Source organism: Caulobacter segnis ATCC 21756 (assembly GCF_000092285.1).
Taxonomy (GTDB): domain Bacteria; phylum Pseudomonadota; class Alphaproteobacteria; order Caulobacterales; family Caulobacteraceae; genus Caulobacter; species Caulobacter segnis.
Genome location: NC_014100.1, coordinates 4,464,106 through 4,483,169, shown reverse-complemented (window position 1 = coordinate 4,483,169; position 19,064 = coordinate 4,464,106). Strand labels below are relative to the sequence as shown.

Sequence of the window (19,064 nt, the reverse complement as noted above, 5' to 3'; positions counted from 1 at the left end):
GGTCCTCTTTCTTATTCCGCCGCGATCAGCGCGGGCGCGCCGACCTTGGCCTGCAGGTAGCGGTGTATGGCGTCGGCGGCGTCGCGGCCGTCCTTGATCGCCCAGACGACCAGCGAGGCGCCACGGACGATGTCGCCGGCGGCGAACACGCCGTCGAGATTGGTCATCTGATTGCGGACGTCGGCCTTCACGGTGCCCCAGCGGGTCACCTTCAGGTCGGGCGCCGACCACAGTTCGGGCAGGTTCTCGGGCTCGAAGCCCAGGGCCTTCACGACCAGTTGGGCGGGACGATCGAAATCGCCGCCGGGAATTTCCTCGGGGCTCTGGCGACCCGAGGCGTCCGGCGCGCCCAGGCGCATGCGGATGGCGCGCACGCCGGTGACGGCTTCGGCCTCGCCCGACAGGGCGCGCGGCGCGGCCAGCCATTCGAAGGTGACGCCCTCTTCCTCGGCGTTGGCCACTTCGCGCATCGAGCCGGGCATGTTCGCCTTGTCCCGGCGATAGAGGCAGGTGACCGAGGCCGCGCCCTGGCGGATCGCCGTGCGCACGCAGTCCATGGCGGTGTCGCCGCCGCCGACCACGACGACGTCCTTGCCCTCGGCGTTCAGCTCGCCGGAGTCGTAGGCCGGGACGCTGTCGCCCAGGGACAGGCGGTTGGAGGTGATCAGGTAGTCGAGGGCGGGCACCACGCCCTTGCTGCCGCCGCCGGGCACGGTCAGGTCGCGTGCGGCGTAAACGCCGACGGCGACCAGCACCGCGTCGTGTTCGGTGCGCAGGTCCTCAAGGGTGGCGTCCTTGCCGACTTCGAAGCCCAGCTTGAACACCACACCGCCATCGGCGAGGCGCTTGGTGCGGCGCTCGACGACGTCCTTTTCCAGCTTGAAGCCGGGAATCCCGTAGATCAGCAGGCCCCCCGCGCGATCGTGGCGGTCATAGACGGTGACGTCATAGCCAGCCTCGCGCAGCTTTTCGGCGGCGGCCAGGCCCGCGGGACCCGCGCCGATGACGCCGACCGACTGGCCGCGCGCCTCGCCGGCGACGAGCGGCTTCACCCAGCCTTGTTCCCAGGCCTTGTCGGTCAGGTAGCGTTCGACCGAACCGATCGTCACGGTGCCGTGACCGGACTGCTCTATGACGCAGTTGCCTTCGCACAGCCGGTCCTGCGGGCAAATCCTGCCGCAGACTTCCGGCATGGAATTTGTCGCCTGCGACAGGGCGTAGGCTTCTTCCAGGCGGCCCTCGGCCGTCATCCGGAGCCAGTCAGGGATGTTGTTGTGAAGCGGGCAGTGCGTCTGACAGAACGGCACGCCGCACTGCGAGCACCGCGAGGCCTGTTCGGTCGCCTTGGCGTCGATGAAGTCGGCGTAGATCTCGTGAAAGTCGCCAGAACGCTCCGCCGCCGCGCGCTTTTCAGGCGTCTTGCGGGGCACCGTGATGAATTTCAGCATGCGCTCGGCCATGCGACTTCCCTCTTCATCCCTTGCGGGAGAAAAATTGCTCTGGCAGGCGTCTTAAGGACTCTTTGGCGCAAGAAGAATGTGTTGGTCAAAAATATAGACAAATATATCCCTGTCCTAGACGCGGTTATTGCGAACGTGTCGCAACGCGGGGGCTAATTGGTCTACTTTGTGGATTAACGCGGTATTTACGATGTTTGGCGCACGCCCAGGGGGTAGCGCTCTAGGGGACCTTCATGCCGGATTGGCTCATCGCACTTATTCTCGGGCTGATCGAAGGTCTGACCGAATTTATCCCAGTTTCATCGACAGGACACCTCCTGCTGGTCGGCCATTTTCTGGGCTTCCACAGTCCGGGCAACACCTTTCAGGTGTTGATCCAGCTGGGCGCTATCCTGGCGATCACCAGCGTCTATTTCGGCCGGCTGTGGGGTTTGCTCACCACCCTGCCGACCGACCCGGGCTCCCGTCGGTTCGTGATCGGCATTCTGCTGGCGTTTCTCCCGGCGGTGTTTGTCGGCGTCGCCGCGCACGATTTCATCAAGACCGTGCTCTACGAGACGCCGGCCTTGGTCTGCGCCACTCTGATCGTCGGCGGCTTCATCCTGCTGGCGCTGGATCGTATGAAGTTCGAGCCGCGCTACACCGACGTGGCGGACTATCCGTTGAAGACCGCGTTTATCATCGGCCTCTTCCAATGCCTGGCCCTGGTGCCCGGCGTGTCCCGCTCGGGCGCGACAATCGCGGGGGCCCTGCTGTTGAAGTGCGACAAGCGCTCGGCGGCTGAGTTCAGCTTTTTCCTGGCCATGCCGACCATGGCCGGCGCCTTCGCCTACGACCTTTACAAGAACATCGACCAGCTCAGCACCAACGACCTGGGTCTGATCGGCGTGGGCTTCGTCGCGGCTCTGGTGTCGGGGGTCTTCGTCGTCAAGACGGTGCTGAACTTCATCACGCGCCACGGCTTCGCGCCGTTCGCCTATTGGCGCATCGCCGTGGGCGTTGTCGGGCTGGCCCTGCTCTACATCCCGCGCTGATCAACGCGGGACAACAAAAAAGCGGACGCCGCGTAGCGCCCGCTTTTTCGCACATGAACCTAAAGAAGCCGAGGTCAGAAGGCTCCGGCCGGCGTCTCGGCGTACTGCCCGCCCTTGCGGTAGCGATAGAGGTAGGTCGGAACCACGGCCTCGACGGCGGTGGGAACGACGCCGGCCTCGGCCAAGCCCGGCAAGCCGGTCTCCGCGACATTGTCGCTCTTCAGCATTTCGACTTGGTCGGTCGTCAGGGGCGGCGCCAGCGGCAGGATCGAAGCCTGCAGGTCGCCCAGCGTCCCGATCAGGCCGGCCAGCGGCCACGGCACGGGAAGCAGCGGACGATTGCGACCGGTCTCGGTCAGGATCAGCTCCAGAATCTCGCGCATCGTGTAGACGGTCGGCCCGCCGAGCTCATAGGTCACGCCGACAGCCGCCGGGCTGGCGACGGCGTTGGCGATCACCGCGGCCACATCGCCGACAAACACCGGCTGGAACCGGGTGTCGCCACCCACCAGCGGCATCACCGGCGCCAGGACGGCCATCTGGGCGAAGCGGTTGAAGAAATCGTCCTCGGGCCCGAAGACGATGGACGGCCGCACGATCGTGGCGCCGGGGAAGGCCGCGCGCACGGCGGCCTCGCCCTCACCCTTCGAGCGGGCGTACTTGGCGGTGGCGTTGACGTCGGCGCCGATCGCGCTGACATGCACCAGACGCTTCACGCCGACCTTGGCGGCGGCTTCGGCGACATTGCGCGCGCCCATGGCGTGGATCGACTGAAACTTCTGGCGGCCGCTCTCCCAGAGCACGCCGACCAGGTTCACGCAGGCCTCGGCGCCGTCGAGCGCCCGGGCCACCGAGCTGGGAACCCGGACGTTGGCTTGGACCACTTCGATCTGGCCGACGTCGCCCAGCATGCGCATGCGATAGGCGAGGTTTGGCTGACGTACGGCCACCCGCACTCGATAGCCCGCCTTGGCGAGCGCCCGCACGACTTGGCCGCCCACGAAACCGGAGCCGCCGAACACCGTGACAAGACCCTGCATCTTCATTCCTCATCGCATGCGATGAGGCGGGAATTAGACGACCGCGCGCGGCGACGCAACGAAATCACGATTTGTCGTTTTTTCGCTGTTGACGCGGCCGAGCGCTTTCCCTAAACGTCCCGGCCTCGCGGCGACCTAACCGGTTGCGACTGCGGGCCCAGGTGGCGGAATTGGTAGACGCGCTGGCTTCAGGTGCCAGTGACCGAAAGGTCGTGGAGGTTCGAGTCCTCTCCTGGGCACCACCCCTTACAAGCTTCTTCGGGAAGCGCGGGGGTGGCGCCAAGCTATCGTCCGGATAGCTAATCCGTTCATCGTGAGTATAAGTGTCGCACGCTCAAATCGGGCGTGTGATCCGACGTGCTCGCGTGGCGCGGCGGAGCGTGGCGATCGAAAGCGGATCCCGGTTTCGGCGCCCTGCACGCGCCGAATCTAGATTTTCGCCGGAGACGTCTGAGACTTGGCCAATTTCGTTCACGAGGGCGACCTGCCCGATGGCGTGTTCGCGGGTGCGAGCATCATTGCGATCGATTCGGAAACCATGGGCCTTCGCCTGGGCCGCGATCCGCTGTGCGTCGTGCAGCTCTCGTCCGGTGACGGCGACGCCCATGTCGTGCGCCTGAGCCGTCCGGACTACGACTGCCCGAATCTCAAAGCCCTGCTGACCGATCCGGCGATCCTGAAGCTTTTTCACTTCGGTCGCTTTGATATCGCCATGTTCCAACTCCATCTAGGCGTGGTGACCGCACCCGTTTACTGCACCAAGATCGCCTCGAAGCTGGCGCGCACCTACACAGACCGGCACGGCCTGAAGGACGTGACGCGCGAGCTGCTGGGCGTGGAGCTTTCCAAGGCGCAGCAGTCCTCGGACTGGGGTTCGGCGTCGCTGAGCGCCGATCAGGTCGCCTACGCGGCCTCGGATGTGCTGCACCTGCATGGGCTGCGCCAGAAGCTCAACGCCATGCTCGAGCGCGAGGGCCGTATGGCCTTGGCTCAGGCCGCTTTCGACTATCTCCCCCACCGCGCCTCGCTGGACCTGGCCGGCTGGGAAGACGTCGACATCTTCGCGCACAGCTGACGGAAGGCGGATGCACCCCACGGCGGTCATGACCGGACGAGCGATCAGCGCCGATCTCGCGCGCTGGCGCCGCCGCTCGCGCCGCGTCCTGCTGGCGCGCATTGTCCTGCCGATCGCGATCGGGGCGTTGCTGCTGGTGGTTATCTCGCAGGTCGGTTGGCGGACCTATATGGCCGCCACCCATCCGCCGACCGAGGCCAAGACCGAGATTCGTCTGATCACGCCACGCTTCTACGGTCAGTCGACCGATGGCCGCAGCTTCATGATCACCGCGCGCTCGGCAATCCGCGATGACGCCGACCCGCGTCGGATCCTGCTGGACGAGCCGGCCTTGACCCTTGACCTCGGCTCGCCGACGCCGACGCGCATGACGGCCAAAAGCGGCGTCTATCGCCAGGACGACTTCGGCCTGAGCCTGAAGGACGACGTGCGGCTGGACGATGGGACGGGCTATCGCTTCGCTTCGGAAGAGTCGTTCGTCGATACGCGCACCGGCGACGTGAACAGCGAGAGCGCGCTCAACGGCGAAGGGCCCAGCGGACAGGTGCAATCGAGCGGTTACTCCGTATATGACAAGGGCGACCGCATCGTTTTCCGGGGCGGGGTTCGCGCGCGGCTAGAACGGCAGTAAAGAACGTAAATGGCGCAGGTTCGCTGACGCGGCCGCGACGGATGAGGACATGGTTCTGATGAAGCGATGGACGGCTGCAGCGGCGACCGCGTTGGTCCTGTCTGGGTATGGAGCCGCTGGCGTGGCCCACGCTCAACAAGGCGACTCGAGCGCGCCGATCGACGTGTCCGCTAATCAGCAGGAAACGATCAACAGCAAGTGCATCACCATCTTCCGCGGCAACGTGGAGATCCTGCAGGATCGCTCGCGGATGCGCGCCCAGCAGGTGACGGTGTACAGCGCCAAGCGCGCGGGTTCGGAGAGCGGATGCGGTAACGCGCAGCGCCTCGAGGCCGAAGGCGACGTCTATGTCGTCAGCGAGAACCAGAAGGCGCGCGGCGATCGCGCGGTCTACACGTTCAGCGACAACACCGCCGTGCTCACCGGTGATGTCATCCTGACCAAGGGCAAGGACGTAGCCCGCGGCGACCGTCTCACGGTCAACACCAAGACCAACGACGCCAAGCTGGAGTCCAACGCCACGGGGCGTGGCTCCGCGCGTCGGGTCCGGGCGGTGTTCTATCAGGACGACAGCAAGAAGAGCGATACGGCCGCCGCCGCCGATCAGCCGGCCCAGCGCTAGGACTGTTTCATGACCCTGACCTCCAGCGACATGGACGGCCTGTTCGTCGATTCCGTGGGCAAATCGTTTGGCGACCGCCCCGTCGTCAAGAATGTCTCCCTGCGTCTCAAGCGCGGCGAAGTGGCGGGCCTGCTGGGACCGAACGGCGCCGGCAAGACGACCTGTTTCTATATGATCACGGGCCTGATCGCGGCCGACTACGGCGCGATCTATCTCGATGGCGAGAACATCACCGCTCAACCCATGTTCCAGCGCGCCCGGCTGGGCGTTGGCTACTTGCCGCAGGAAGCCTCGATCTTCCGGGGCATGACGGTGGAGCAGAACGTCATGGCGGTGGTCGAGATGCGCCAGAAGGATGCGCGCAAGGCGCGTGAGCAGGTGACCAGCATCCTGGAAGAGCTGCGCATCACCCACATCCGCAAGTCGCCCGCCGTGGCGCTGTCGGGCGGCGAGCGTCGTCGCGTCGAAATCGCCCGCGCCCTGGCCAGCGAGCCGTCCTTCATGCTGCTCGACGAGCCGTTCGCGGGCATTGATCCCTTGGCGATCGCCGACATCCGCGAGGTCGTCGGCTACCTGAAGAGCCGTGGGATCGGCATCCTGATCACCGACCATAATGTGCGCGAGACGCTCGACATCATCGACCGCGCCTCGATCATTCACGCCGGTGAGGTGCTCTTCGAAGGTTCGCCGCGCGAGATCGTCGACAACCCGGAAGTTAAGCGCGTGTATCTCGGCGACAGCTTCTCCGAACCCAGGTTGGGGGCCTAATCCCGCGCCATTCGGTCCGGAAGGGCGTTCAGGGGGGCGAGAGTCGACCGTAAAAGCCTTCCCAGACAACCGCTTAACGACTGGCACGATATTTTCCCGAGGCGGAAGGTCGCACCGGCCCGATATTTGCAGGCGTTCGCAAGCCGTTAACCAAACCAGCCCTTCAATGACGGTCGAGATTGGTTCGTTCGTCAGGAGGGCGCATTGGCGCTCAGCCACAGACTTGAGCTCCGGCAAGGCCAGGGCCTCGTCATCACCCCCCAGTTGCAGCAGGCGATCAAGCTGCTGCAACTGTCGAACATCGAGCTCGACGCCTTCGTCGAGACTGAGCTCGAACGCAATCCTCTATTGCTGCGCGACGAGGGCGAGCCGGCGCCCGCGGTTGAGGGCGAGGCCGAGCGTGACCCCAGCCTGACTCAGGTCGATGGTGTGGCCGATACGTCCGCTGGGCGCGAAATGGACGCGCCCGCCGAAGACGTCTCGCCCGGGGAACGCGCCACGGGTGACGGCGCCGAAGCCGAGCACGCCGGCGGCCAGATCGACTGGTCGCGCGCCGGGTCCGGCGGGTCCTTCGACGGCGAGAGCGGCTACGAAAACGCCTTGGTCGATATCCCGACCCTGTCGACACATTTACGCGGGCAGCTCCTGCAGGCCGCCCTCTCACCCGCTCGCCACGCCATCGCCGAGATCCTGATCGATGCGGTCGACGAGGGCGGCTATCTACGTCTCGACGTGATCGAGCTGGCCGCCCGGCTGGCTTGCAAGCTGGAGATGGTCGAGGAGGTTCTGACGGTCCTCCAGGGCTTCGAGCCCGTCGGCGTCTTCGCCCGCGACGTTCGCGAGTGCCTGGCGCTGCAGCTGAAGGACTTGAACCGCTACGACCCGGCCATGGCCGCGATGCTTGACCATCTGGAGCTGTTGGCCAAGCGCGATATGGCGGCCTTGCGGCGTGTCTGCGGCGTCGACGACGAAGACCTGCGCGACATGATCGCCGAGGTGCGCGCATTGAACCCTCGTCCGGGCGCGGCCTACCACAGCGAGCCGGCCGAGACCCTGGTGCCCGACGTCATGGTCCGCGAAGGTCTTGGCGGCATGTGGCACGTCGAGTTGAACACCGACACCCTTCCCCGCGTGCTGGTCGATCAACGCTATCACGCGCGGGTCGCCAAGGGCGCGCGCACCGACCAGGAAAAGACCTTCGTCGCCGACTGCATGGCCTCGGCCAACTGGCTGGTGAAGAGCCTGGATCAGCGCGCCAAGACCATCCTGAAGGTGGCCAGCGAGATCGTGCGCCAGCAGGACGGCTTCCTCGTCTACGGGGTCGAGCATCTTCGCCCCCTGAACCTCAAGACGGTCGCCGATGCGATCGGCATGCACGAGAGCACGGTCAGCCGCGTCACGTCGAACAAGTACATCGCCACGCCGCGAGGGGTGTTCGAGCTGAAGTTCTTCTTCACCTCGGCCATCCAGTCGTCGGAGGGGGGCGAGGCCCACTCGGCGGCCAGCGTCCGCCACAAGATCAAGGGCTTGGTTGATGCGGAGAAGACCGAGGCGGACGTCCACTCCGACGACCGTATCGTGGAGATCCTGAAGGCCGCGGGTGTCGACATCGCGCGCCGCACGGTCGCCAAGTATCGCGAGGCCATGCGCATCCCGTCGTCTGTCGAGCGCAGACGGCAGATGAAGGAAATGGCCTAACCGCCCCTATATGAGGCGTGAACACCGCTGGCGCTTACCGGCCGCGCGGCCTAATCGGCTCCCGCGCGTTTCCGTGTGGGCGTGACGAGGAACCGATGAGCGAGAAGAGCCTGGCGGACGTGATCGAGGGGTTCGGAGAGGACGTCAGTCCCACCCTGACCGTCGGCGAGATGCTGGATGCGTTCGACAGTCGGGCCTTCGGCGCCATGCTGCTGGTTTTCGGCCTGCTGAACACGCTGCCCCTGCCGCCAGGCTCATCGACGATCCTGTCTCTGCCGATCCTGTTCTTGGCGCCGCAGATCGCCATGGGCGCCGATCACCCGTGGCTGCCCAGGAAGCTCACCGACAAGCCGCTGAAGCGAGATGACATGCGCGGCCTGTTTCGCCGCTTGGGACCGGTCGTCCGGAGCATGGAGCTGATCACCCGTCCCAGGCTGCGGCCAATGTTCGCACCTGTGGGCGAGCGCGCTATCGGCGTGGTCTGCACGCTTCTCGCCATGGTGCTGGTCTTGCCGATCCCGCTGGGCAATCTCGCGCCCGGCGCGACGGTGGCGATCCTGGCCCTGGCCCTGCTCCAGCGCGACGGAATCCTGGCGCTGGCGGGCTACTTGATGGCGCTGTTCAGCGGGGGTCTTCTGTTCGTCAGCGCGCACGTGGTGATCATGGCCGTGCGCAAGCTCGTCAGCGTATTTTCGGGTCTGTTCTGAAGGCTCCTTAAGGAGCGTGCGGACCGCTTGACACCTGTTCGAGACAGGCGCGTTGTATCGATATGCAAGTCCAAGTTTCCGGCAAGCATGTCGACGTTGGCGAGGCTCTGCGAGCGCGAGTCTCCGACGAAATCGCCCAAAGCATCGGCAAATACTTCGACCGTGGCGGCGACGCCGAGGTCGTGGTCAGCAAGGAGGGCTACGCCTTCCGTGTCGATTGTTCGGTCAAGTTGGCCTCCGGCCAGCAACTGATCAGCCACGGGTCCGGAGGCGACGCTCACGCCGCCTTCGACGCGGCCCTGGCCAAGATCGACACGCGGATCCGACGATACAAGCGCAGGCTCAAGAGCCATTCGGCGGCGGCGACGGCCAAGAAGGTCGAGAACGCCGCCATGTTCGTCCTCCGCGCGCCCGACGCCGAGGGCGGCGAGGATCATGATTGGGATGTGGATGCAGACCACCCGACGGGCGCGCCCGCGGCGATGGTCATCGCGGAAACCCAGGCCGCTTTGAAGACAATGACTGTTTCCATGGCTGTCATGGAACTGGACTTGACCGGCTACCCGGCAATCGTGTTTAGGAACGCCGCCCACGGCGGATTGTCCGTGGTCTATCGGCGTCCAGACGGAAATATCGGCTGGATCGATCCCGAACGCACGAAGTCGCTGAACGGGCACGGGTCAACCGCGAGCTAACGGACCGTGTCACGGCCGGTGGCGCCGTCGGCGGATTCGCGGCGACGGCGCCAAGGCGGTCGACAACGAGCGAGCGTTAGAAATCCATGACGATTGGCGATCTTCTGGATCCGGGGGCGGTGGCGTTGCGCGCCGGCGCGCCTGGCAAGCGCCAAGCGCTTTCGCTGGTCGCCGATGTCGCCGCGCGCGTGTTGGGCGTCGACGCCGACTCGACCCTCGAAGGTCTGCTTGATCGAGAAGCCGCCGGGTCCACCGGGGTCGGCGAAGGAGTCGCCATCCCGCACGCTCGCGTCGAAGGCGTGGACAGGGTCAGAGCTGTCGTCCTTCGCCTGGATACGCCCGTTCCCTTTGATGCGCTCGACGACAAGCCCGTCGACTTGATGGTGGCGCTCTTCGCGCCGCTGGACGCGAGCGCTCAACATTTGCGGGCCCTGGCGCGCGTCGCGCGCGTGCTGCGTCAGCCGGAAATCCGCTCCGCCCTGCGCCAAGCCAAGTCGGCCGACGCCATACATGTCCTCCTGACCCAGGAGGCCGCCAGCACGGCCGCCTGAGCCCTTCTCCGCTAGTGGACCGACACGGGCGCCAGTTCGTGCGCCAGGGCGGCCGCGATAGCGGTGTCGCGGTCGATCAAGACGGCCAGGCGCGCGCCGTCCGCGCGGCAGACAGCGTAAAGTGTTTGATCGGGAGAGAGATTGAAGTCCTCCACGCCTTCCGGCGCGTCGGCGAGCACTTCAGCGGCCTTGATCGGTCGCACATAGACGAGGTCAGGGGCGCCAAGGGCCGCGAAAGCTTCGCTCGTGAAAAGCGGGCTGCGATGGGTGTTAGGCGTCATGATGACCACCTCCTTTGATTAGGGAACGCGCCTTGCACCGGCCGGTTCAGCCCGCGCCGGGATGGGCTTGTTCCGCACGGCCCTAGAGCCCGTGCTGCAAATTAAGTTTGGGCGCGCGGTCAGCCCGCGCTGCGGATCGGAATGCGCCTGATCAGGCGCTCGGGTTCGGGGCGCGCCAGATCGATGTGCAGAAGCCCATGTTCCAAGGTGGCGGCCTGCGCCTCCATGCCCTCGGCGAGGACAAAGGTGCGCACGAAGCCCCTCGCGGCGATCCCACGATGCAGGAAGGCGCGCTCTGCGTCGCTTCGGCCATCGGCGTCGCGCTTGCCCGCTACGATCAGCTGACCGCCCTCGACCGTCACCTGAAGCTGCTCTGGCGAGAAGCCCGCCACGGCCAGGGTGATACGCACCCCACCGTTCTCGGCCTGCTCGACATTGTAGGGCGGATAGCTTTCGGACGCGGCCTTGGCCGCGCGCTCGATCAGGTCTCTGGTGTGCTCGAAGCCCAACAGGAAGGGGCTGTCGAACAGAATCGTCCGGGTCATCGCGAAGTCCTCGCTCAAGCGACTTCGTTCGCGGCGACAAACCCGAGGATCGGCGCTTACCCCCGCGACACTTCGCTAGACATGGCGAGCGGCGACGAAGGGTTCAAGAGGCAAGAGCGTCGGGTCGACGCGCTTCACTTGGGCCGTGATTTCAAGGGAGTAAAAATGGACAAGGCCCGGACGTTTCCGTCCGGGCCTTGATGGTGGAGCTAAGCGGAGTCGAACCGCTGACCTCTTGAATGCCATTCAAGCGCTCTACCAGCTGAGCTATAGCCCCGAGTTTTTCTGAGGGAACCTTGCGGTAACTCTCGGAAATCCTTGGTCTCTTCGGCGTTTCGACTGGTGTCGCTCCCCGAAGAGGCGCGGAACCTAGTCCGGGATTTTCCGGGGATCAACCCTCCCTGCGAACTTTTTTCGAGAAAAATGTCGCAGGCCCGAAAACGCCTGTGGAAAGCCGGTCGCGGTAAGGTCCGGACCGGCTTTCCGCCGGATCAGTCGTCGTCGCCCTCGCCGGGCAGGCCTTCGATTTCCTCGTCGAGGATATCATCGTCGTCCTCGTCCTCCAGGAACGGAACGTCGTCGGCCTCGTCTTCGGCGAGATCGTCGTCCTCGGCGAAATCAACGCCGAGGTCGGCGTCGCCGGCGGGCGCGGCGCCGGGTTCGGCGTCCTCGTCGTCGGTCTCGACGACGTCGGCCTCAGCCGCCTCGTCGATTTCCGGGGTCTCGTCGACCTCGTCCTCGAAGCCGTCCTCCTCCTTCGGGGCGACGGGCTCCTTTTCCTCGTCGGACTCGTAGTCCGGCGTGATGGCGCGGGCGCGGACGCGGCGCGACTTCAGAGCCTCTTCCGGGTCGAACTGCTCGCCGCACTTGGGGCAAACGGCCGGACGGCGGTTGAGGTCATAGAACTTCGACTGGCAGTTGGGGCAGATTTGTTTTGCGCCCAGGTCGGGATTGGCCAAGGTGGCGACCCTTTGATCCGGATGGGAAAAGCGGCGGGTCACTTGCCATGACGAGAGGCCGCTGTCAAAAGCAATCCCCTTCGCGAAAACCACCAAATACTAAGGAGCCGGTTTCGGCATGTCGTCGGCTGGATTGAAGAGCGCCCCCGGAGGCGCTCTGCGAGGGATCGTGCGCGCTCCGGGAGACAAGTCCATTTCCCACCGTTCGATGATCCTGGGCGCGCTCGCGACCGGGACCACGACGGTCGAAGGGCTGCTCGAGGGCGACGACGTCCTCGCCACCGCCCGGGCCATGCAGGCCTTTGGGGCGCGGGTCGAACAGGAGGGTGTCGGTCGCTGGCGCATCGAGGGCCAGGGCGGCTTCTCCGAGCCCTCGGACGTGATCGACTGCGGTAACGCCGGCACGGGCGTTCGTCTGATCATGGGCGCGGCGGCGGGTTTCCCGATGTGCGCCACCTTCACCGGTGACAGCTCGCTGCGCGGCCGGCCGATGGGACGGGTTCTGGATCCGCTGGCCCGCATGGGCGCGACGTGGCTCGGCCGCGACAAGGGCCGTCTGCCGCTGACGCTGAAAGGCGGGAACCTTCGCGGCCTCAACTACACCCTGCCGATGGCGTCGGCCCAGGTGAAGTCGGCCGTTCTGCTGGCGGGCCTGCACGCCGAAGGCGGCGTCGAGGTCATCGAGCCTGAAGCCACCCGTGACCACACCGAGCGCATGCTGCGCGCGTTCGGGGCCGAAGTGATCGTCGAGGATCGCGTTGTCGGCGAGAAGACCATCCGCCACATCCGTCTGCCCGAAAGCCAGAAGTTGACCGGAACGCACGTGGCCGTGCCGGGTGATCCGTCTTCCGCGGCCTTCCCGCTGGTGGCCGGCCTGATCGTCCCGGGTTCCGAGGTCACGGTCGAGGGCGTGATGCTCAACGAACTGCGCACCGGTCTTTTCACCACCCTGCGGGAGATGGGCGCCGACCTGGTGATCTCGAACCGTCGGATGTCGAGCGGCGAAGAGGTCGGCGACATCACCGCGCGCCATTCCAAGCTCAAGGGCGTCGTCGTCCCGCCCGAGCGCGCCCCGGCGATGATCGACGAGTATCCGATCCTGGCCATCGCCGCCGCCTTCGCCGAGGGTGACACCGTCATGCGCGGCGTCGGCGAGATGCGCGTCAAGGAAAGCGATCGCATCGCCCTGACCGCCGCCGGCCTCGAAGCCTGCGGCGTCGATGTCGAGGAGGAGCCCGAGGGCTTCATCGTGCACGGCACGGGCCAGCCGCCGCGCGGCGGCGCGACGGTGGAGACCCACGGCGACCACCGGATCGCCATGAGCCATCTGATCCTGGGCATGGCAGCCCAGGCGCCGGTGGCGGTCGACGAGCCGGGCATGATCGCCACCAGCTTCCCAGGCTTCGCCGACTTGATGCGTGGCCTGGGCGCGACGCTGGCGGAAGCCTGAGCCATGGCCTTCGTGATCGCCGTCGACGGACCGGCCGCATCCGGCAAGGGAACGATCGCCGGGCGCTTGGCCGCGCTCTATGGCTATCCGCTGCTGGATACAGGTCTGCTCTACCGGGCGGTGGGTGTCGGCGTGCTGGCCAGCGCGGGCGACCTTGACGACCCAATCGCGGCCCAGGCCGTCGCGAGGGCGCTCGACCTTTCCGACCTTGATCGCGCCGAGGTGCGGACGCGCGCCGCCGGGGAAGCCGCCAGCCGGGTCGCCGTGCACCCCGGCGTTCGCGCCGCCCTGTTCGACTTGCAGCGCGACTTCACCAAGCGGCAGCCGGGTTCGGTGGTCGACGGCCGCGACATCGGCACGGTCATCGCGCCGCACGCCCCGGCCAAGCTCTATGTCACGGCCCGTCCCGAGGTCCGCGCGGAGCGGCGTTGGAAGCAACTGGTCGGGCAGGGCGAGGCGGTCGATTTCGAGGATATCCTGGCCGACATCCACAAGCGGGACGCGCGGGACGGCGGTCGCAAGGACGCCCCGATGACGCAGGCGCCCGACGCCGTCTTGCTCGATACGTCGGAAATGACTATAGAGCAGGCCTTCGATGCGGCCCGCCGTATCGTCGAGGACGCGCGCGCCCGTCACCGGCTCTAGCCGGCTGGGCAAATCCACCGCCCGGCCTCGCCGCGATCAGAGAACATCGCGGGCCCGCTTTATCAAACTCACTTCATCCGGAATCCCGAGAACCGTCTCACGACGGCGCTCGTTTCAGGGCTTCCCCCAACCTAGAGACCAAAGATCAGCATGGCTGACGATATGAGCTTCAACCCGACGCGCGACGATTTCGAAGCGCTCCTCAACGACTCGATGGGCGGCCGTGACTTCGCCGAAGGCACCGTCGTCAAAGGCAAGGTCGTCGGGATCGAAAAGGACTTCGCCATCATCGACGTCGGTCTGAAGACCGAAGGCCGCGTCCAGCTGAAGGAATTCGGCGTCGACGAAGCCGGCAAGCCGACCGTGAAGGCTGGCGACACCGTCGAAGTGTTCCTGGAACGCCTCGAAAACGCGATGGGCGAAGCGGTCATCAGCCGCGAGAAGGCCAAGCGCGAAGAAGCCTGGACCCGTCTGGAAGGCGTCTACGCCCGCAACGAGCCCGTCATGGGCGCGATCGTCGGCCGCGTGAAGGGTGGCTTCACCGTCGACCTGGGCGGCGCCTCGGCCTTCCTGCCGGGCTCGCAAGTCGACATCCGTCCGGTCCGCGACGTCGGCCCGCTGATGGGCAAGGAACAGCCCTTCGCCATCCTGAAGATGGACCGTCCGCGCGGCAACATCGTCGTCTCGCGTCGCGCCATCCTGGAAGAAGCCCGCGCCGAGCAGCGCACCGAACTGGTGTCGCAGCTGCAAGAGGGTGAAATCCGCGAAGGCGTCGTCAAGAACATCACCGACTACGGTGCGTTCGTCGACCTGGGCGGCATCGACGGCCTGCTGCACGTCACCGACATGAGCTGGAAGCGCGTCAACCACCCGAGCCAAGTGCTCGCCGTGGGCGACACCGTGAAGGTCCAGATCGTGAAGATCAACCCGGACACCCAGCGCATCAGCCTCGGCATGAAGCAGCTGCAGTCGGATCCGTGGGACGGCGTTGAAGCCAAGTACCCGGTCGGCGCCAAGTTCACGGGCCGCATCACCAACATCACCGACTACGGCGCCTTCGTGGAGCTGGAAGCCGGCGTTGAAGGCCTGGTGCACGTCTCGGAAATGTCCTGGACCAAGAAGAACGTCCACCCCGGCAAGATCGTCTCGACCTCGCAAGAAGTCGACGTGGTGGTGCTGGACGTCGATCCGTCCAAGCGTCGCGTCTCGCTGGGCCTGAAGCAGGCTCTGGCCAACCCGTGGGAAGCCTTCCTGGAAGCGCACCCGGTCGGTTCGACCGTCGAAGGCGAAGTCAAGAACGCGACCGAATTCGGTCTGTTCGTCGGCCTCGACAACGACATCGACGGCATGGTGCACCTGTCGGACATCGACTGGAGCGTCCCGGGCGAAGAAGCCATGGCGCGCTACAAGAAGGGCGACGTGGTCAAGGCGAAGGTTCTCGACGTCGACGTCGAGAAGGAACGCATCTCGCTGGGCATCAAGCAGCTGGCTGGCGACCCGATGTCGGGCGACACCTACCGCAAGGGCCAGACGGTGACTGTCACCGTCACGGAAGTGACCTCGGGCGGCATCGAAGTCCGCTTCGGTGAAGACGACGCTCCGATGTCGGCCTTCATCCGCAAGTCGGACCTGTCGCGCGACCGTCAAGAGCAACGTCCGGAGCGCTTCGCCGTCGGCGATCGCATCGACGCTCAGATCACCAACCTGGACAAGGCCGCGCGCCGCGTCTCGTTGTCGATCAAGTCGCTGGAAATGGCCGAAGAGAAGGAAGCCATCGAGCAGTTCGGCTCGTCGGACTCCGGCGCTTCGCTGGGCGACATCCTGGGCGCCGCTCTGCGCGAGCGCGCCAACAAGGAATAAGCTTCCGCTCCATCGGAGTTGAAGTTGGCGGCGGCCGGAGCGATCCGGCCGCCGTTTTCTTTTGCGCGAAAGCCTGCGACAACTCTCAAGGTTGAGTTCCGGGAGGTGTTCGTGTCGGATCGTGGCGTTTTGAGCTTTCCCCTGACGGCCGTCGCCGCCTTATCCGCCCTGGCGTTGGCTGGCGCCGCCCGAGCCGACGAGAAGCCCAGCTACGGTCCGCCCGCGAAGTGGGTTCAGGTCGCTGATATTCCCGCGCCGCCGGTCGACGACCAGCCGCCCTCCGCGCAACTCTTGCTGAACGACAACCAGTCCCTGCACGACACCGCCGGCTCGGCCTTCTACAACCGTCGCATCGTGAAGGTGCTGAAGCCCGAGGGGCTGCAAAGCGGATCGCGCTCGATCACCTGGGATCCCGTCCGCGACAAGATCACCCTCCACACCCTCGCCATCATCCGCAACGGTCAACGGATAGACCTCCTGAACCAGGGCCAGGACGTGCTGGTCCTTCGCCGTGAAAAGAACTTGGAGCGGGCGATGCTGGATGGGCGGATGACCGCCTCGGTCCAGATCAAGGATCTTCAGGTCGGCGACATCGTCGACTGGGCCTACACCCAGGAGCACACGGAAGCGCTGCTGGGAGGCCGCACCAGTGACTTCGAGGCGATGGCCTGGAGCGGCGTGGCCAGCCGCTATCGGGTCCGCCTTCTGTGGGCCGACGGAACGCCCCTGACCTGGCGGGTCACCACGGGCTTCCCACAGCCCAAGGTCAGCAAGACGGGCAAGACGAACGAACTGCTGGTCGATCTCACGGACGCCAAGTCGCCCAAGCCGCCGATCGGCGCGCCGATGCGCTTCCTGCGCCCAGGCATGCTTGAGGCGACGACCTACACCGGCTGGGACGACATCTCGCGTCGCATGGCGCCGCTGTACGCCAAGGCCTCCGAGCTGTCGGCCGACTCGTCATTGCGGCCCGAGATCGCCCAGATCGCCGCCGCCAGCGCCGATCCCAAGGTGCGGGCCTTCAAGGCTCTTCAGCTTGTCGAGGACAAGACCCGCTATCTGTTCCTGGGCATGGGCGACGGCGGCTACAAGCCCGCTTCTGTCGACGAGACCTGGTCGCGGCGCTTTGGCGACTGCAAGGGCAAGACAGTGCTGCTCCTGACGGTCCTACGGGAGCTGGGCGTCGAGGCCGAGCCGGTGCTGGTGTCGACGAACGGTGGTGACGGGCTCGATGCGCGGCTGCCTTCCGCGGCCCTGTTCAACCATGTGCTCGTCCGCGCCCGCATCGACGGCAAAAGCTACTGGCTGGACGGGACGCGCTCAGGAGACGTGGGCGCCATCGATGATCTTCGGCCGCCGCCTTTCCGTTGGGCCCTGCCTGTCCGGGCGAGCGGCGCCGCCATCGAAGAGATCGTGCAGAAGCCGCTCGACAGACCTGACACGGAGGGGCTGATCCGCATCGACGCGTCCGGCGGTCTCGACAAGCCCGCGCCGACGGTCATGACCACGACCCTGCGCGGCGAGGGGGGACTGGGCCTGGCGCGCGCGTTGCGCGTTGCGCCGCGCGCGGACCTCGAGCGCTCCCTGAAGCAGCAATTCTCCAGCAGCAACAGCTGGCTGACGATCGAGAAGATCGATTTCGACGTGACCCCTCAAGGCGTCGCCCGCATCGTGATCAGCGGCGTCGCCGACATGGAATGGCGGTTGAACGACGATGTCGGCGCGCTGGAATACAAGCTGCCGGGGTCCGGTTCCGGATCGGTCAAAGCGTTCCCGCGACGAGAGCCGGGGCCCAATGCCGACGCACCCTACGCCACGGCCTTTCCGGTCTATTCAAGCGCGGTGATCGAAGTGGTTCTGCCAAACCAGGGCGGCGGCTTTTCCGTGAAGGGCCCGAACTGGTCCGGGCGGGTGGCCAATGTCGAGGTCAGCCGGACAGCTGAGCTGCGCGACGGCGTGGCGCGGTTCACGCAGTCCAGTCGGAGCATTGGCCGCGAACTGCCTTTCGCCGATGTCGAGGAGGCCAACAAGGCCGCCCGGCGTCTTGCCGGCGAAGTCCAGATCGTACGCGCGCCGAAGGGCTCATGATCCGTCCCATTAACCGAACCTCGTTCGGGAATCGCACGCAACCCCTTGAAGACTCAGCCATCGTTGGGCAAAGGTCCGATCGCGCCTTGTTAGTCTTGGGGCGTTCCGGGGATATCGATGATCAAGTCTGAACTCATCGCCAGGCTCGCGAATGAAAATCCGCACCTGACGCAGAAGGACGTCGAGCGCGTCGTTGGCGTGATCCTGGAACGCATGATCGGCGCTCTAGAGGACGGCGGCCGCGTGGAGCTGCGGGGTTTTGGGGCCCTGTCGGTGCGCTCCCGTCCGGCCCGCACCGGGCGCAACCCGCGCACCGGGGAGGCTGTCGAGGTTCGCGCCAAGCACGTGCCCTTCTTCAAGAGCGGCAAGGAGCTTCGGGCGCGCCTGAACGCCGATGGCGACGAGTAGGCTTCAAATCGGTCGGGCTTGACCCGGCCTCGCGAACGCCCGCAGCCTTCCGCTCATTCTGAAGAGGTGAGGAGGCCGTCATGAGCGTCGTCAAAGAATTCCGCGAGTTCATCGCGCGCGGCAACGTCATCGACTTGGCCGTCGGCGTCATCATCGGCGCGGCGTTCAACGGGATCGTCAAGAGCCTGGTCGATCAGGTGATCATGCCGCCGATAGGCCTTCTGACCGGCGGCTTGGATTTCTCCAAACTGGAATGGGTCCTTAGGCCCGATAATCCAGCGACCGAGGCCGCCGAGAAGGTCGCGGTCCAGTACGGCGCCTTCATCAACACCCTGATCCAGTTCTTCATCGTCGCGGCCGTGGTGTTCATGCTGGTCAAGCTGGTCAACGGTATCCGCCGCAAGGACGCCGAAACGCCCGCGCCGTCCGCGCCCCCGGCGCCGACGCCGGAAGAGAAGCTCCTGACAGAGATCCGCGACCTGCTCGCCCAGTCAAAGTAGCCGGTCGAGCAGCCCGGAGCGCCGTGTCGCCTACGGCGCTCCTGGCC

At 65.8% G+C, this 19,064-nt stretch carries 19 protein-coding genes, 2 tRNA genes and 1 pseudogene; 16 read left to right on the top strand and 6 right to left on the bottom strand.

The features are described 5' to 3' along the window. Positions 1-11 precede the first annotated feature (11 nt). Positions 12-1,460: an NAD(P)-dependent oxidoreductase gene (locus CSEG_RS20500; RefSeq protein ID WP_013081143.1), complete on the bottom strand. Its 1,449-nt coding sequence runs from the start codon at positions 1,458-1,460 to the stop codon at positions 12-14. A 233-nt stretch (positions 1,461-1,693) separates the two neighbouring features. On the opposite strand from CSEG_RS20500, the gene CSEG_RS20495 reads away from it, so the two are divergent. Further along, positions 1,694-2,494: an undecaprenyl-diphosphate phosphatase gene (locus tag CSEG_RS20495; RefSeq protein WP_013081142.1), complete on the top strand. Its 801-nt coding sequence runs from the start codon at positions 1,694-1,696 to the stop codon at positions 2,492-2,494. Positions 2,495-2,568: 74 nt separating this feature from the next. On the opposite strand, the gene CSEG_RS20490 is transcribed toward CSEG_RS20495, so the two are convergent. Then, positions 2,569-3,534, bottom strand: coding sequence for a complex I NDUFA9 subunit family protein (locus CSEG_RS20490; protein WP_013081141.1), 966 nt, complete (start codon positions 3,532-3,534; stop codon positions 2,569-2,571). 155 nt (positions 3,535-3,689) lie between these two features. Here CSEG_RS20490 and CSEG_RS20485 point away from each other — a divergent pair. From CSEG_RS20485 to CSEG_RS20445, 9 genes and pseudogenes are all read left to right on the top strand, one after another. Continuing rightward, positions 3,690-3,776 (top strand) — tRNA-Leu (locus tag CSEG_RS20485). 215 nt (positions 3,777-3,991) lie between these two features. Continuing rightward, positions 3,992-4,609 (top strand): ribonuclease D, encoded by a 618-nt coding sequence (locus tag CSEG_RS20480; RefSeq protein ID WP_013081140.1) that lies wholly within the window; start codon positions 3,992-3,994, stop codon positions 4,607-4,609. Then, a pseudogene (lptC, locus tag CSEG_RS20475) lies at positions 4,576-5,240 on the top strand (LPS export ABC transporter periplasmic protein LptC). The gene CSEG_RS20480 and the pseudogene lptC overlap by 34 nt, the downstream one beginning before the upstream one ends. Positions 5,241-5,298: 58 nt before the next feature. Beyond that, positions 5,299-5,862, top strand: coding sequence for an LptA/OstA family protein (locus CSEG_RS20470; protein ID WP_013081138.1), 564 nt, complete (start codon positions 5,299-5,301; stop codon positions 5,860-5,862). Positions 5,863-5,871: 9 nt separating this feature from the next. After that, entirely contained in the window at positions 5,872-6,630 is a 759-nt protein-coding gene (lptB, locus tag CSEG_RS20465; protein WP_013081137.1) for an LPS export ABC transporter ATP-binding protein, read from the top strand. A gap of 204 nt (positions 6,631-6,834) precedes the next feature. After that, complete coding sequence (gene rpoN, locus CSEG_RS20460; protein ID WP_013081136.1) at positions 6,835-8,328, top strand: RNA polymerase factor sigma-54; 1,494 nt, start codon at positions 6,835-6,837, stop codon at positions 8,326-8,328. A gap of 95 nt (positions 8,329-8,423) precedes the next feature. Next, on the top strand, positions 8,424-9,035 hold the full coding sequence (locus CSEG_RS20455; protein ID WP_013081135.1) for an exopolysaccharide biosynthesis protein: 612 nt from the start codon (positions 8,424-8,426) through the stop codon (positions 9,033-9,035). Positions 9,036-9,097: 62 nt separating this feature from the next. Continuing rightward, positions 9,098-9,730: a ribosome hibernation-promoting factor, HPF/YfiA family gene (gene hpf / locus CSEG_RS20450; protein WP_013081134.1), complete on the top strand. Its 633-nt coding sequence runs from the start codon at positions 9,098-9,100 to the stop codon at positions 9,728-9,730. Positions 9,731-9,816: 86 nt separating this feature from the next. Continuing rightward, on the top strand, positions 9,817-10,281 hold the full coding sequence (locus CSEG_RS20445; RefSeq protein WP_013081133.1) for a PTS sugar transporter subunit IIA: 465 nt from the start codon (positions 9,817-9,819) through the stop codon (positions 10,279-10,281). 11 nt (positions 10,282-10,292) lie between these two features. On the opposite strand, the gene CSEG_RS20440 is transcribed toward CSEG_RS20445, so the two are convergent. The 4 genes from CSEG_RS20440 to CSEG_RS20425 form a co-directional block, all read right to left on the bottom strand. Next, on the bottom strand, positions 10,293-10,562 hold the full coding sequence (locus CSEG_RS20440) for a DUF1150 family protein (protein WP_013081132.1): 270 nt from the start codon (positions 10,560-10,562) through the stop codon (positions 10,293-10,295). A 119-nt stretch (positions 10,563-10,681) separates the two neighbouring features. Next, on the bottom strand, positions 10,682-11,107 hold the full coding sequence (locus CSEG_RS20435; protein ID WP_013081131.1) for an Hsp20 family protein: 426 nt from the start codon (positions 11,105-11,107) through the stop codon (positions 10,682-10,684). A 201-nt stretch (positions 11,108-11,308) separates the two neighbouring features. Beyond that, positions 11,309-11,384: transfer RNA gene (locus CSEG_RS20430), tRNA-Ala, on the bottom strand. Positions 11,385-11,598: 214 nt separating this feature from the next. After that, positions 11,599-12,066 (bottom strand): TIGR02300 family protein, encoded by a 468-nt coding sequence (locus tag CSEG_RS20425; RefSeq protein WP_013081130.1) that lies wholly within the window; start codon positions 12,064-12,066, stop codon positions 11,599-11,601. Between the two features lie 118 nt (positions 12,067-12,184). Here CSEG_RS20425 and aroA point away from each other — a divergent pair, with 118 nt between their 5' ends. From aroA to mscL, 6 genes are all read left to right on the top strand, one after another. Continuing rightward, positions 12,185-13,516 carry a 3-phosphoshikimate 1-carboxyvinyltransferase gene (gene aroA / locus CSEG_RS20420; protein ID WP_013081129.1) on the top strand — a complete coding sequence of 444 codons (1,332 nt, stop codon included), beginning with the start codon at positions 12,185-12,187 and terminating at the stop codon, positions 13,514-13,516. Between the two features lie 3 nt (positions 13,517-13,519). After that, complete coding sequence (cmk, locus tag CSEG_RS20415; RefSeq protein ID WP_013081128.1) at positions 13,520-14,161, top strand: (d)CMP kinase; 642 nt, start codon at positions 13,520-13,522, stop codon at positions 14,159-14,161. Between the two features lie 150 nt (positions 14,162-14,311). After that, the gene (gene rpsA / locus CSEG_RS20410; RefSeq protein ID WP_013081127.1) at positions 14,312-16,021 is read left to right on the top strand and encodes a 30S ribosomal protein S1; all 1,710 of its coding nucleotides are present in this window, start codon (positions 14,312-14,314) and stop codon (positions 16,019-16,021) included. 111 nt (positions 16,022-16,132) lie between these two features. Next, positions 16,133-18,109: a DUF3857 domain-containing protein gene (locus CSEG_RS20405; RefSeq protein WP_013081126.1), complete on the top strand. Its 1,977-nt coding sequence runs from the start codon at positions 16,133-16,135 to the stop codon at positions 18,107-18,109. Between the two features lie 117 nt (positions 18,110-18,226). After that, positions 18,227-18,517, top strand: coding sequence for an integration host factor subunit beta (locus CSEG_RS20400; RefSeq protein ID WP_004617135.1), 291 nt, complete (start codon positions 18,227-18,229; stop codon positions 18,515-18,517). A gap of 80 nt (positions 18,518-18,597) precedes the next feature. Continuing rightward, a complete protein-coding gene (mscL, locus tag CSEG_RS20395) occupies positions 18,598-19,017 on the top strand; it encodes a large-conductance mechanosensitive channel protein MscL (protein WP_013081125.1) in 420 nt (139 codons plus the stop codon). Positions 19,018-19,064: the final 47 nt, after the last annotated feature.